13 protein-coding genes and 1 pseudogene are annotated in these 12,921 nt (G+C 61.9%); 8 read left to right on the top strand and 6 right to left on the bottom strand.

The features are described from left to right. Positions 1 to 60: 60 nt before the first annotated feature. From frr to rpsB, 4 genes are all read right to left on the bottom strand, one after another. On the bottom strand, positions 61 to 618 hold the full coding sequence (frr, locus tag B7L72_RS14215) for a ribosome recycling factor (RefSeq protein WP_081136731.1): 558 nt from the start codon (positions 616 to 618) through the stop codon (positions 61 to 63). A 4-nt stretch (positions 619 to 622) separates the two neighbouring features. Beyond that, positions 623 to 1,390: a UMP kinase gene (pyrH, locus tag B7L72_RS14210; RefSeq protein WP_016915047.1), complete on the bottom strand. Its 768-nt coding sequence runs from the start codon at positions 1,388 to 1,390 to the stop codon at positions 623 to 625. 122 nt (positions 1,391 to 1,512) lie between these two features. Further along, on the bottom strand, positions 1,513 to 2,382 hold the full coding sequence (tsf, locus tag B7L72_RS14205; RefSeq protein WP_081195119.1) for a translation elongation factor Ts: 870 nt from the start codon (positions 2,380 to 2,382) through the stop codon (positions 1,513 to 1,515). 216 nt (positions 2,383 to 2,598) lie between these two features. Continuing rightward, positions 2,599 to 3,348 carry a 30S ribosomal protein S2 gene (gene rpsB / locus B7L72_RS14200; protein WP_081195117.1) on the bottom strand — a complete coding sequence of 250 codons (750 nt, stop codon included), beginning with the start codon at positions 3,346 to 3,348 and terminating at the stop codon, positions 2,599 to 2,601. A gap of 323 nt (positions 3,349 to 3,671) precedes the next feature. Here rpsB and map point away from each other — a divergent pair, with 323 nt between their 5' ends. The 7 genes from map (at position 3,672) to B7L72_RS14165 (ending at position 11,446) form a co-directional block, all read left to right on the top strand. After that, on the top strand, positions 3,672 to 4,463 hold the full coding sequence (gene map, locus B7L72_RS14195; protein ID WP_081195115.1) for a type I methionyl aminopeptidase: 792 nt from the start codon (positions 3,672 to 3,674) through the stop codon (positions 4,461 to 4,463). Next, positions 4,463 to 7,138 (top strand): [protein-PII] uridylyltransferase, encoded by a 2,676-nt coding sequence (locus B7L72_RS14190; RefSeq protein ID WP_081195113.1) that lies wholly within the window; start codon positions 4,463 to 4,465, stop codon positions 7,136 to 7,138. The genes map and B7L72_RS14190 overlap by 1 nt, the downstream gene beginning before the upstream one ends. Positions 7,139 to 7,234: 96 nt before the next feature. After that, positions 7,235 to 8,431, top strand: a complete 1,197-nt coding sequence (gene dapC, locus B7L72_RS14185) for a succinyldiaminopimelate transaminase (protein ID WP_081195111.1) — start codon at positions 7,235 to 7,237, stop codon at positions 8,429 to 8,431. Between the two features lie 33 nt (positions 8,432 to 8,464). After that, positions 8,465 to 8,812, top strand: a complete 348-nt coding sequence (locus B7L72_RS14180; RefSeq protein ID WP_081195109.1) for a Spx/MgsR family RNA polymerase-binding regulatory protein — start codon at positions 8,465 to 8,467, stop codon at positions 8,810 to 8,812. 63 nt (positions 8,813 to 8,875) lie between these two features. Further along, complete coding sequence (dapD, locus tag B7L72_RS14175) at positions 8,876 to 9,901, top strand: 2,3,4,5-tetrahydropyridine-2,6-dicarboxylate N-succinyltransferase (protein WP_081136741.1); 1,026 nt, start codon at positions 8,876 to 8,878, stop codon at positions 9,899 to 9,901. Beyond that, positions 9,888 to 11,060, top strand: coding sequence for a succinyl-diaminopimelate desuccinylase (gene dapE / locus B7L72_RS14170; protein WP_081136743.1), 1,173 nt, complete (start codon positions 9,888 to 9,890; stop codon positions 11,058 to 11,060). The genes dapD and dapE overlap by 14 nt, the downstream gene beginning before the upstream one ends. Then, on the top strand, positions 11,057 to 11,446 hold the full coding sequence (locus B7L72_RS14165; RefSeq protein WP_039175225.1) for a hypothetical protein: 390 nt from the start codon (positions 11,057 to 11,059) through the stop codon (positions 11,444 to 11,446). Before dapE ends, B7L72_RS14165 begins: the two co-directional genes overlap by 4 nt. Before the next feature lie 56 nt (positions 11,447 to 11,502). On the opposite strand, the gene B7L72_RS19035 is transcribed toward B7L72_RS14165, so the two are convergent. After that, positions 11,503 to 12,030 carry a cold-shock protein gene (locus B7L72_RS19035; protein WP_081195107.1) on the bottom strand — a complete coding sequence of 176 codons (528 nt, stop codon included), beginning with the start codon at positions 12,028 to 12,030 and terminating at the stop codon, positions 11,503 to 11,505. A gap of 110 nt (positions 12,031 to 12,140) precedes the next feature. On the opposite strand from B7L72_RS19035, the gene B7L72_RS14155 reads away from it, so the two are divergent. Continuing rightward, positions 12,141 to 12,389 carry a SlyX family protein gene (locus tag B7L72_RS14155; protein ID WP_081195105.1) on the top strand — a complete coding sequence of 83 codons (249 nt, stop codon included), beginning with the start codon at positions 12,141 to 12,143 and terminating at the stop codon, positions 12,387 to 12,389. Between the two features lie 6 nt (positions 12,390 to 12,395). On the opposite strand, the pseudogene B7L72_RS14150 reads toward B7L72_RS14155, so the two are convergent. Continuing rightward, positions 12,396 to 12,830: pseudogene (locus tag B7L72_RS14150) on the bottom strand (alanine dehydrogenase); the annotation flags it as partial. Positions 12,831 to 12,921: the final 91 nt, after the last annotated feature.

Raw genomic sequence — 12,921 nt, 5'->3', positions numbered from 1 at the left:
CCACGGGCAGCCAGGCTGCCCGTGGTGAAGTGAACGCAGTCTGCGATGTCGACGACATCGTTATACCTGCATGAGATCCTGCTCTTTTGCTGCCAACGCCTTGTCGATCTCGGCGATGTACTTGTCGGTCAGCTTCTGGATCTCGTCTTCGCCCTGGCGCTGATCATCTTCAGTGATCTCTTTCTCTTTCAACAGCGACTTGAAGTCACCGTTGGCGTCACGACGCACGTTACGCACCGCCACACGGGCCGTCTCGGCCTCGCCACGCGCCTGCTTGATGTAGCCCTTGCGCGTTTCTTCGGTGAGCATCGGCATGGGCACGCGAATCACGTTACCGGCACTGGAGGGGTTGAGCCCCAGGTCAGAGGTCATGATCGCTTTTTCGATCTTCGGCACCATGCCCTGCTCCCAGGGGGCAACGGTCAGGGTGCGCGCGTCTTCGACGCTGACCGAAGCCACCTGATTCAGCGGCACCTGGCCACCGTAGTACTCGACGGTCACGGCATCCAGGATGCTGGGATGCGCACGCCCGGTGCGAATCTTGTTAAAGTTGACGTGCAGCGCCTCGACGCTCTTCTTCATGCGAGATTCTGCATCTTTCTTGATGTCGTTGATCACGTTGTTACCCTCTGTCTATCAGCGTGCCTTCCTTGCCCCCTACTACCAGATTCAGCAGGGCACCAGGCTTGTTCATATCGAATACCCGCACCGGCATATCATGGTCACGTACCAGGCAGATAGCGGTCAAATCCATGACGCCCAGCTTCTGCTCCAGCGCATCGTCGTAGGAGAGCTGGTCGTATTTTACGGCGTCGGGGTACTTCACCGGGTCCTTATTGTACACGCCGTCCACCTTGGTGGCTTTGATGACGACGTCCACGTCCACTTCGATACCGCGCAAGCAGGCGGCCGAGTCCGTGGTGAAGAAAGGGTTACCGGTGCCTGCAGAGAACAGCACCACGTCGCCGGAGGTCAGATAGCGAATGGCGGTGCGGCGGTCATAATGCTCCACCACCCCGCTCATGGGAATCGCCGACATCACCCGTGAACGAATATTGGAGCGCTCCAGCGCATCGCGCATGGCTAGCGCATTCATCACGGTGGCCAGCATTCCCATGTGGTCACCCGTCACTCGGTCCATGCCCGCTTCGTTCAACGCAGCGCCACGGAACAAGTTACCCCCTCCAATCACGATACCCACCTGCACACCGATCCCGACCAGCTGGCCGATTTCCAGTGCCATTCGGTCCAGCACTTTGGGGTCGATACCAAAATCATGCTCTCCCATTAGCGCTTCGCCCGACAGCTTCAGCAAAATACGCTTGTATTTCGACTTCGACTTGTCGATTTTCGTGGCAGCGGGGGCAGACTCTTGAATCTCACGTGACATGGCATCTCTCCTGAGGCAGACCTGGACACAGGTGGGCGAGACAGCACCTGTATTACACAGGGGCCGGATACACGAAGGCGTGCGCTCGCGCGCACGCCATCATCTTACAGAAACCTCTGACCTTAGCGACGGCCAGCCTGTTCCATAACTTCTTTGGCAAAGTCGACTTCTTCTTTCTCGATGCCTTCGCCCACTTCAAAGCGAATGAAGCTGACCACTTCACCGCCAGCTGCCTTGACGAACTCGGCAACGGACTGGTTCGGGTCTTTGACGAACGGCTGCTCGGTCAAGCTGTTCTCGGCCAGATACTTCTTCAGGCGGCCTTCGACCATCTTCTCGGCGATCTGCTCGGGCTTGCCCGCCATGTCCGGCTGCGCCAGGATGATGGCTTTTTCCTTGTCCAGCTCTTCCTGGGGCATGTCGGCCGGGTGGGCCACTGCCGGGTTGATGGCAGCTACGTGCATGGCAACGTCCTTGGCAACCTCGGCATTACCGCCTTTCAGCACGGTCAGTACGCCAATGCGGCCACCGTGAACGTACTCGCCAACCAGACCAGCGTCTACAGCGTTGACGACGACGGCACGACGCACGCCGATGTTCTCGCCGATTTTCTGAACCAGCTGCTCACGCACAGACTCCAGATCACCCGCCATCACGGCCGCCACGTCTTCGCTCTTGGCAGCGAAAAAGGCATCCGCAACCTTATCGGCGAAGGCAATGAAGTTATCGTCGCGGGCAACAAAATCGGTTTCAGAGTTGATTTCGACCATGACGCCGTAGCTGCCGTCTTCAGCGACACGCGTTACCACGGCGCCTTCTGCAGCGGTACGACCCGCTTTCTTAGCGGCTTTTAGGCCAGAGCTTTTACGCAGGTTTTCGATCGCCACGTCAATGTCGCCGCCGGCTTCGGTGAGTGCTTTTTTGCACTCCATCATGCCAAGACCGGTACGTTCGCGCAGTTCCTTAACCTGAGAGGCGCTGATAGCTGCCATGAGTTTTCACCTCGGAAATGGTTCTAACTGAGAGTTAAACGCGCTACAGAGTATACGCACGACAGATGACCGTTGCGTATCATGGTGCAGAGCGCTTGCCGGCACCTGGTGCTCGGCGTGATCGGCCCGCCTGGGAGCACCCAAAGCGGGAAAAAGGGGGCATAAGGCCCCCTCTTGACGATGCGGCTCAACTGCCCGCCGCACCCACTGCCAGCGTTACTCGGCAGCAGCGTCAGCGTCGGCAGAAGCGGCTTCTTCCGTCACTTCGACAAACTCTTCGGGACGGCCTTCTTTCGCACGGGCGCACGCGTCGGCAATCGCCTTCACGTAGATCTGGATCGCGCGGATGGAGTCATCGTTACCCGGGATCACGTAATCAACGCCATCCGGGTTAGAGTTGGTATCTACCACGCCAATGACCGGGATACCCAGCTTGTTGGCTTCGTTGATCGCGATGCGCTCGTGGTCAACGTCGATCACGAACAGTGCGTCCGGCAGGCCGCCCATGTTCTTGATACCACCGATAGAACGCTCAAGCTTCTCTTGCTCACGCGTGGCCATCAAGACTTCTTTCTTGGTCAGCTTTTCGAACGTGCCGTCTTCGCGCATGACTTCCAAGTCACGCAGACGCTTGATGGACTGACGAATGGTCTTGAAGTTGGTCAGCATGCCGCCCAACCAGCGATGGTTGACGAACGGCTGGCCAACACGGTTGGCTTCTTCCTTGATAATCTTGCTCGCGCTGCGCTTGGTACCAACAAACAGGATCTTGTTGTTGGAAGACGCCATCTTCTCGATCACGTCGATCGCTTCGTTCAGCGCCGGCAGAGTGTGCTCAAGGTTGATGATGTGAATCTTGTTGCGCGCGCCGAAGATGTATTTGCCCATCTTCGGATTCCAGTACTTGGTCTGGTGACCGAAGTGAGCGCCTGCCTTCAGCAGGTCACGCATATTGACGTGAGACATGGTAAAACTCCTGAAACTCGGGTTAGGCCTCCACGCACCCCATGGATCCGACCAGTAGCACCGCCAGGCGTTGCTAAAGGCACCCGGGACCATGTGCCGGTGCATGTGTGTTTTCAAGGCTTGCTATCTTGCAACCCAGCCATGCCGGGTTGCGCTCTTGTTGCTCTTGCCTGTCGCCTGCGCCAGCAAAAGAAGCTGCGGATGGCGATTGCAGGAAAGCGCGCGGCTTTATACCATAGATCATTGCCAAGATGAAGTCGCCGCTGCGTTATAGCTGCCGAAATGACCGCTCATCCCCTACTCTGAAGCCACATCGAGAATTCATGAACGTTCCCATCAAGACGCCTTCTGAAATCGAGAAAATGCGCGAAGCCGGACGCCAGGCCGCCAGCGTCATCGAAATGATCACGCCGCACATCCAGGCAGGCATCAGCACCGGCGAGATCGACCGCCTGTGCCACGAGTACATCGTCAACGAACTGGGCTCGACCCCGGCGCCGCTGAACTATCACGGTTTCCCCAAGGCCACCTGCACCTCGATCAACCACGTGGTGTGTCACGGCATCCCGGATGACGCCAAGAAGCTGAAAAACGGCGATATCATGAACCTGGACATTACCGTGCGCACCCCCGACGGTTACCACGGCGACTCCAGCGTGATGTTCGTGATCGGCGAGACCATCCAGGGCGAGCGGCTGTGCCGTATCACCCAGGAGTGCCTGTACAAGAGCATCGCCCTGGTCAAGCCCGGCGTGCGTCTTTCCGAGCTGGCCCGCGTGATCCAGCAGCACGCCGAAGCCAACGGCTACTCGGTGGTGCGCGACTTCTGCGGTCACGGCATCGGCGCTGAGTTCCACGAAGACCCTCAGTTCCTGCACTACGATGGCTACGCCCCGGATGCCGACATTCGCCTCGATGTGGGCATGTGCTTCACCATCGAGCCGATGATCAACGTGGGCGGCTACAAGACCAAAGTGTTGCGCGACGGCTGGACCGCGGTGACCAAGGACCGCAGCCTGTCGGCGCAGTGGGAGCACACGCTACTGGTCACCGAGACCGGCGTGGAAGTGCTCACCGCACGCAGCAACGAAGACCTCGGCTTTTTGAACGCCTGATGCTACTACACCACTACCGGTTCGAGCCGGACACGTCGCTTTTCGACCTGGACCTGTTTCGCACCGAACTGTCCGGGGCGCGCTCACCCATCGCCCCGTTCAAGGCGGCGCTCAAGGAGATTCAGGCGCGCCTTGACGAACAGTTTCGCGCGGGTGCGGACATACGTGATCTGGTACGCGGCCGCGCGTGGTATCTCGACCAGCTGCTGGCAATTGCCTGGCAGCGCCACGCCTGGCCCGACGACGGCATTGCGCTGGTGGCGGTGGGCGGCTACGGGCGCGGGGAACTGCACCCCCACTCGGACATCGACCTGCTGCTGCTGCTCGAACACGATGACGACACCCCCTACCGGGAGCCGCTGAGCGCCTTCGTAACCTTCCTGTGGGACATTGGCCTGGAGATCGGCCATAGCGTGCGCTCGCTCAACGACTGCGAGCGGGAATCCGAAGCCGATGTGACGGTCATCACCAACCTGCTGGAGTCGCGCTTGATCGCAGGTCCCGAGCGCCTGCGTGAACAGATGCGTGAGCGCCTGAGCGCGCCCCACGTATGGCCCGCCGACCGCTTTTTCGAGGCCAAGTGGCAAGAGCAGATTTCCCGCCACTACCGCTACAACAACTCCGAGTACCACCTGGAGCCCAACCTGAAAAGCTCGCCCGGTGGCCTGCGAGACATTCAGATGATCGGCTGGGTCGCCAAGCGGCACTTCGGCACCGAGCAGTATACCGACATCGTCGCCAACGGGTTCATGAACGACGCCGAGCTGCGCATCCTCAGCCAGGGGCAGTCGTTCCTGTGGCAGGTTCGCTACGCTCTGCACATGCTCACCGGGCGCGCCGAAGACCGCCTGCTGTTCGACCACCAGCGCACCATCGCCGAGATGTTCGGCTTCAAGGACACACCCGAGCGGCTGGCCGTCGAACAGTTCATGAAGCGCTACTACCGCCATGTGACGGCGCTGGCAGGCCTCAACGACATGCTCCTGCAGCACTTCGATGAAGTGATCCTGCGCGGCACAGAGTCGCTGGAAACCGTCAAGCTCAACGACCGTTTCGAGATCAAAGGGGGCTACATTCAGGCCCGCTCGCGCAACCTGTTTCGTGAACGCCCGGCGGCCATGCTGGAGCTGTTTCTGCTGATGGCCAAGCACCCGGAAATCGAAGGCGTGCGCGCCGACACCATTCGTCTGATCCGTGACCATCGCCATCAGATTGATGACCACTACCGGGAAGACCCGCGCCACCAGCGGCTCTTCATGGCGCTCATGCGGGCGCCGGGCAACGTGCCTCGTCAGCTCCGGCGCATGAACCGTTACGGCATTCTGGGCAAGTACCTGCCGGAGTTCGGCCGAGCAGTGGGGCTGATGCAGCACGATCTGTTCCATATCTACACCGTGGACGCCCACACCCTGCGCCTGCTGAAATTCCTGCACGGCTTCCGCAAGCCCGAGGCAAAAGACGACTTCCCGGTGGCCGCCAACCTGATCCATCAGCTGCCCAAGCTGGACCTGCTGTGGATCGCTGGGCTGTTCCACGACATCGGCAAAGGGCGCGGCGGAGACCACTCGGAAATCGGCGCCCGTGACGTCGAGCAGTTCTGCCGTCGTCATCACGTCTCGCAGCACGATACGAACCTGGTCAGTTGGCTGGTCGAGCATCACCTGCTGATGTCGATGACCGCCCAAAAGCGCGACATCAGCGACCCGGATGTAATCCGCGACTTTGCGCTGATCGTGCGCGACGAAACCCGCCTGGACTACCTCTACGTGCTCACCGTGGCCGACATCAATGCCACCAACCCCACACTGTGGAACGGCTGGCGGGCCTCGCTGCTGCGCCAGCTGCATGCAGAGACCAAGCGCGCCCTGCGCCGAGGGCTGAAAAACCCGCCGGACAGAGACGACTGGGTGAGAGAAACACGCACCGAGGCCCGCTCACTGCTGCAGACCGTTGGGGTGGACAGCGAGCAAATCGATCAGCTATGGGAGTCCCTGGGGGAAGACTACTTCCTGCAGTACGCCCCCAGCGAGATCGTTTGGCAGACCCAGGGCATTCTGGCCCATCAGCCCTCCCCCCTGCCGCTGGTGCTGATCAGTGCCCCCACCGCCGACATGGCCGAAGGCGGCACCAAGGTATTCATCCACACCCGCTCCGTGGATGATCTGTTTGCCGCCACGGCCGCCGCCATGGAGCAGTTGGGGCTGTCCATCCACGATGCGCGGATCGCCACGTCTCATAACGACTGGACGCTGAATACCTTCATCGTGCTGGATAGCCATAGCCAGCCGATCCGTGACCCGCAGCGCATCGAAGAGATGCGCAGCCACCTGGTGGAAGAGCTGGACGACCCGGACGACTACCCCGAGATCGTCACCCGGCACACCCCGCGCCAGCTGAAGCACTTCAAGGTGCCCACGGAGGTCGTCATCGAACAAGACCCGGCCAATGAGCGCACGCTGCTGGAGCTGACCGCCCCTGACCGCCCCGGCCTGCTGGCCCGGGTGGGGCGCATCTTCATGGAGCAGGATATCGCCCTGTCGGCGGCCAAGATCGCCACCCTTGGCGAGCGCGTCGAGGACGTCTTTTTCATCACCACCAAGGCCGGTGAGCCGCTCACCGACCCCGCCCGTCAACAGCAGCTTCGTGAGCGGCTGATCGACGTGTTGAGCGTCTAGCTCAAGTGCCTGGCCGAGCAGCCCCTGGTCGTTGGGTTTGAGCCTGCCCCAGGGGTTGCCTATAATCGGCGGTTCGATAAACGGTACGGACTCGCCATGAACTCAGACCTGAATGCCCTGCACCCCTATCCGTTTGAAAAGCTGGCCGCCCTCAAGGCGACGCTCACGCCTCCGGCGGGGCTTGCGCATATTCCGCTGACCATTGGCGAGCCCCAGCATGCTCCTTACCAGGGCGCACTGGACGCACTCATTGCCCACCAGTTGGAGATGGCGCGCTACCCAGCCACCAACGGCCTGCCCGCCCTGCGCGAGACCATTGCCGCCTGGGCCACCCAGCGCTTTGGCCTGGCGGGGCTGAACGCCGAACATCAGGTGTTGCCGGTGAACGGCACCCGTGAAGCCATCTTCGCCTTTGTGCAGGCGGCGCTGGACCGCACCCGCCCCGCCAGGGTAGCGGTACCCAACCCGTTTTATCAGATCTACGAAGGCGCCACGCTGCTGGCAGGCGGCGAACCACTTTACCTGGACTGCACCGCCGACAACGGCTTTCGCCCCAATTTCGCAGCCGTCAGCGCCGACACCTGGCGCGACGTGCAGATCGTCTTCCTCTGCTCTCCGGGCAATCCCACCGGCGCGGTGACCCCGCTGGCCGAGTTCAAGCAGCTCATTGCCCTGGCCGACGAGCACGACTTCATCATCGCCTCCGACGAGTGCTACTCCGAGCTCTACCTGGACGAAGCCACTCCGCCGCCCGGGCTGCTGCAGGCTTGCGCCGAGCTGGGCCGCGATGACTACCGCCGCTGCGTGGTGTTTCATTCGCTCTCCAAACGCTCCAACCTACCAGGGCTGCGCTCGGGGTTCGTGGCGGGCGACGCCGACCTCCTCACCCCGTTCAAGCGCTACCGCACCTACCACGGCTGCGCGATGTCACTGCCCCTGCAGCACGCCTCCATCGCTGCCTGGCAGGACGAAACCCACGTGCGCGCCAACCGTGACGCCTACCGCGAGAAATTCAGCGCCGTCACCGAGGTTCTTGCGCCGGTCATGTCGTTCCCGACGCCCGAAGCCAGCTTCTACCTGTGGCCCGCCGTGCCGGGGGGCGACGATATCGCCTTTACCCAGCGGCTGTTCAGCGAACAGCATGTCAGCGTGCTGCCTGGCAGCCTGATGGGCCGCCCAGGCAAGGAGGGGCATAATCCAGGCGCAGGTCGCCTACGCTTAGCCTTGGTGGCAGAGCTCGAACCGACCCTGGAAGCAGCCAAGCGACTGCGCCAGCTGATCGAGCACAGCTAACGCCGCGACACCCCACGACAAGGAGGCTTTTCCATGCTGACGCTATATATCATCAACACCTGCGACACCTGCCGCAAAGCCCGCAAGGCGCTGGAGGCGAGCGGTATTCCCTTCAAGACCCATGACCTGCGCAAGGATGGCCTGTCGGCCAGTCTGCTGGAGCATATTCTCGAACGGGTGCCGCTGCTGGAAGCCATCAATAAACGCAGCACCACCTGGCGCAACCTGCCCCAGGAGGAAAAGGATCAGCTGGACGCCACGTCGGCCCGTCGGCTACTGCTGGAACAACCCACGCTGCTCAAGCGTCCGCTACTCGAAGTCGACAACAGCACCATCCTGGTCGGCTACCGCGACGGCGATTACGACAAACTGAGCGGCTGAACGCCCCCTCTTAGACACACATTAGACACACATTAGACACACAACCTTGAAGGAAGCCCCGTTATGCTGAGCTTTGCGCTTGGAATTGGTACCCAAAACACCCAGGGTGACTGGCTGGAAATCTACTACCCGGCCCCGCTGCTGAACCCCGACGAGCGCCTGGTGGCCGCCGCCAGGGAAGCGCTGGGCGCCGCTGCCGAGAACAGCCCTGTCAGCTTCCTGCCGGAAGACTGCACCCGCCTGGCCAAAGCACTGGAAGCCGCGGGTCATTCCGAGCAGGCAGCGCTGGCCGAGTCTTTCGCCACTAGCCAGCGCCCACTGGTAGCGATGTTCCTGGACACCGACCAGGCGCCGCAAACCGTGCCGGAGGTCTACCTCAAGCTGCACCTGCTGTCCCACCGTCTGGTGAAGCCTCACGGCCTGGACCTGACCGGCATGTTCGGCCTGCTGCGCAACATCGCCTGGACCAACGAAGGCGCCATCGACATCGAAGAGCTGCCGGCTCGCCGCCTCAAGGCACGCCTGGCAGGCCGCGCGCTGTCCGTCGACTGCGTCGACAAGTTCCCCAAGATGACCGACTACGTCGTGCCCACCGGCATCCGCATTGGCGACACCGCCCGCGTACGCCTGGGCGCCTATCTGGGCGAAGGCACCACGGTCATGCACGAAGGCTTCGTCAACTTCAACGCGGGCACCGAAGGCCCGGGCATGATCGAAGGCCGCATTTCAGCGGGTGTCATGGTCGGCAAAGGCTCCGACCTGGGCGGCGGCTGCTCCACCATGGGCACCCTCTCCGGTGGTGGCAACATCATCATCAAGGTGGGTGAAGGCTGCCTGATCGGCGCCAACGCCGGTATCGGCATTCCGCTGGGCGACCGCTGCACCGTGGAAGCAGGCCTGTACATCACCGCTGGCGCCAAGGTGACCGTCCTCGACGACCAGGGTCAGGAAGTCAACACCGTGGCCGCCCGTGAGCTGGCTGGCCAGGACGACCTGCTGCTGCGCCGCAACTCGCAAAATGGCCGCATCGAGTGCCTCACCAACAAGAGTGCCATTGCGCTGAACGAGGCGCTGCATGCCCACAACTGAGTCTGCCGCCCTGTCACCGACGCTCACCCTGGCCTTTGACCTGCTGGGTCGTGCGTCGGTGACCCCGGACGACGAGGGCTGCCAGGAGCTGATGATCGAGCGCCTCACGGCGCTCGGTTTCCATGTCGAGCAGCTGCCATTCGGCGATGTGAAAAACTTCTGGGCCGTGCGCGGCCATCATGGCCCGGTACTGGCCTTCGCTGGGCATACCGACGTGGTCCCCAGTGGGCCGCATACCAGCTGGGAGTTTCCGCCCTTCGAGCCATGTATCGACGAGCAGGGCATGCTCTGCGGGCGCGGTGCAGCCGACATGAAAGGCAGCCTGGCCGCCATGCTGACCGCCGTGGAGCGCTTCGTGGCCCGTTACCCCGACCACGACGGCCGTATCGCCTTCCTGATCACCTCCGATGAGGAAGGCCCCGCCGTGGACGGCACCCGGGCCGTGGTGGAGCACCTGCGCGAGCGCAACGAACGGCTGGACTACTGCATCGTCGGCGAGCCCTCTTCCACGGCGCGGCTGGGGGATGTGATCAAGAACGGCCGACGCGGCTCGCTGGGCGGCGTACTGCATGTCAAAGGGGTGCAGGGGCACGTGGCCTACCCCCACCTGGCACGCAACCCCATTCACCAGGCGCTGCCTGCGCTCGATGCCCTGGCACGCGAGCATTGGGATGCGGGCAACGACTTCTTTCCCGCCACCAGCTTCCAGATTTCCAACGTGCGCGCGGGTACCGGGGCGACCAACGTGATCCCTGGCGACATCGAAGTGGTGTTCAACTTCCGCTACTCCACGGAAGTGACCCACGAAACACTGAAAGCCCGCACCGAAGCGATTCTGGATCGCCATGGCCTCGAGTACCATGTGGACTGGACCCTGAACGGCGAGCCCTTCCTGACCGCCGAAGGTGAACTGGTCGATGCGGCCATTCGCGGCGTGGAAGCCGTCACCGGTGAGCGCCCGCAGCTGTCGACCAGCGGCGGCACCTCCGATGGCCGCTTCATTGCCACCCTGGGGGCACAGGTGGTGGAGCTGGGCCCGCTTAACGACACCATTCACAAGGTGAACGAGCGCGTGCTGGCCAGCGACCTCGATGCGCTCAGCCGCATCTACGAAGCCACCCTACAGGCGCTGCTCACTACTGACGAGGTATGCGTATGATGGAGCGGTTTCCGGATATCGAAGTGTACCTGGCCCGCGTGTCGCTGGACGATCTCAACGCCTGGCTCAGCGAAACCCTCGACGCCCCACCGCTGGGCCCGGCGGGCAAGGGCAAGTGGAAAACCCGTGGCCAGCATCAGGGGGAAAGCGTCCCGGTGCTGCTGGTGGACAACGCCGCCGACGGCTTTGCCAGCCTGTGGTTCGACAGCGCCCACACCCCCTGGCACACCGACCAGGAGTGCGCGCAGCACGCGGCCGAAGCGCTCAACGTGGAAGTCCGCTGTTCGCTGGGCGGCTGGCACCCTGGCGATGACCCGGACCGCTTCTGGCAAGTGCTGCCCGGCGGCCAGGAAAAAGCCATCGAATGGCCAGACTCCGGTCGCTAAACGTAAAAACCCCCGCACAAGGCGGGGGTTTTCCTGTCAGCAACCGCGCCGGAGCGTCAATCGATAATGCTGACATCATCGGCCTGAAGGCCACGGTCGTTCTTGATCACGTGGTAACGCACGATCTGACCTTCGGCCAGCATGCGTGGGCCACGACCGCGTATCGCCCGAAAATGCACGAAGACATCTTCGCCATTGTCCCGGGTGATGAAGCCGTAGCCCTTGTTGGTGTTGAACCACTTGACCTCGCCCTCTTCACGTCCATCGTTGGGGTCGATGATATCCTCTTCCTCATCGTCCACCACGGGTGCTGCCTGGGGCTGACGCGGGGCAGGTTTGACCCTGGCCACATCGGCCTTTACCACCATGGGTGGTGCCAGAGCCGCAGCCGCCAGCGTACCGACGAACAACACTGCAAAACAGCCAAGTGCCACAGCGGCATACACACTGAAAGCAGCCTCGGCCAACCACTGCTCAGCCAGCGGTGCATTGGTTAAATGAACAATCCCCGCCAGAAGAAGCGGCGTGGGGGCGGCCAGTAAGATACTGATAAAGAAACAGCGAAAAACAACTTTTGGGTTCATGGATGATAAAAGCTCTCTTGTTGTATGGGTAACAGAAGCAAGACAATACTCGGCCTACCAGGCCCTTTCCTAACAGTACCGAGCATACTACATACGGTGACGATGTTATCATGACAAACGACTCAACGCCTGCCGAGCTCACTCAACGTATTGAATCGTTGGAAAGTCGGCTGGCTTATCAGGAACATTGGCTGGACACCCTGGATCAGGCCGTCGCCCAGCAGGAGCGCCGCCTCGAAAAGCTGGAACAGCTGAGCGCCCTGATGCGTGAACGGCTCCGCGAACAGCATCAGGCGCTGCAAGCCAGCGACTCACAGGGCGGCTTTCGCCCCGAAGACGACATCCCGCCCCACTACTAATGGACCCACCGCCTGGCGCCACCCCTTGTCGGCAAGCGCCAGCACGAACGGCAGCGTCGCGTTGGTAAGCCCCAGGGTAGACGTGCGTGCCACGGCGCCGGGTATGTTGGCCACACAGTAGTGCACGATGCCATCCACGAGATAGGTGGGCTCGGCGTGGGTCGTGGGCTTGCTGGTTTCGAAACAGCCGCCCTGGTCGATGGCCACGTCCACCAGCACACTGCCGGGTTTCATTTCGGCCAGCATGGTACGGGTGATCAATTTGGGAGCTGCCGCGCCGGGGATCAGCACCGCGCCCACGATCATGTCGGCAGTGCGTGCCGCATGGTCCAGCGCATCGGCGGTGGAGTAGACGGTTTTGATACGCCCCTGGTAGCGCGCATCCAACGCTTCCAGCCGGGCCACCGAGGTATCGAGAATCGTCACCTCTGCCCCTAACCCCGCCTTATTCACGAGGGTGCTGATTGAGCGGTCTGAAGGTACTGGCTGTTGGCATTGCTTATCAGGATTCGCCTCTTCAGCGCGAGTGGCT

Origin of the sequence: Halomonas sp. BC1 (genome assembly GCF_002078135.1) — a bacterium.
GTDB lineage: Bacteria > Pseudomonadota > Gammaproteobacteria > Pseudomonadales > Halomonadaceae > Vreelandella > Vreelandella stevensii.
Note: the sequence above shows the minus strand (reverse complement) of the source record. Positions and strands in the feature narration are given on the sequence as shown.

Excerpts from the sequence above, each read along its gene's own strand:
- pyrH (WP_016915047.1), bottom strand. The coding sequence starts at position 1,390 with ATGTCACGTGAGATTCAAGAGTCTGCCCCCGCTGCCACGAAAATCGAC.
- tsf (WP_081195119.1), bottom strand. The coding sequence starts at position 2,382 with ATGGCAGCTATCAGCGCCTCTCAGGTTAAGGAACTGCGCGAACGTACC.
- rpsB (WP_081195117.1), bottom strand. The coding sequence starts at position 3,348 with ATGTCTCACGTCAATATGCGTGACCTGCTGAAGGCAGGCGCTCACTTC.
- map (WP_081195115.1), top strand. The coding sequence starts at position 3,672 with ATGAACGTTCCCATCAAGACGCCTTCTGAAATCGAGAAAATGCGCGAA.
- B7L72_RS14190 (WP_081195113.1), top strand. The coding sequence starts at position 4,463 with ATGCTACTACACCACTACCGGTTCGAGCCGGACACGTCGCTTTTCGAC.
- dapC (WP_081195111.1), top strand. The coding sequence starts at position 7,235 with ATGAACTCAGACCTGAATGCCCTGCACCCCTATCCGTTTGAAAAGCTG.
- B7L72_RS14180 (WP_081195109.1), top strand. The coding sequence starts at position 8,465 with ATGCTGACGCTATATATCATCAACACCTGCGACACCTGCCGCAAAGCC.
- dapD (WP_081136741.1), top strand. The coding sequence starts at position 8,876 with ATGCTGAGCTTTGCGCTTGGAATTGGTACCCAAAACACCCAGGGTGAC.
- dapE (WP_081136743.1), top strand. The coding sequence starts at position 9,888 with ATGCCCACAACTGAGTCTGCCGCCCTGTCACCGACGCTCACCCTGGCC.
- B7L72_RS14165 (WP_039175225.1), top strand. The coding sequence starts at position 11,057 with ATGATGGAGCGGTTTCCGGATATCGAAGTGTACCTGGCCCGCGTGTCG.
- B7L72_RS19035 (WP_081195107.1), bottom strand. The coding sequence starts at position 12,030 with ATGAACCCAAAAGTTGTTTTTCGCTGTTTCTTTATCAGTATCTTACTG.
- B7L72_RS14155 (WP_081195105.1), top strand. The coding sequence starts at position 12,141 with ATGACAAACGACTCAACGCCTGCCGAGCTCACTCAACGTATTGAATCG.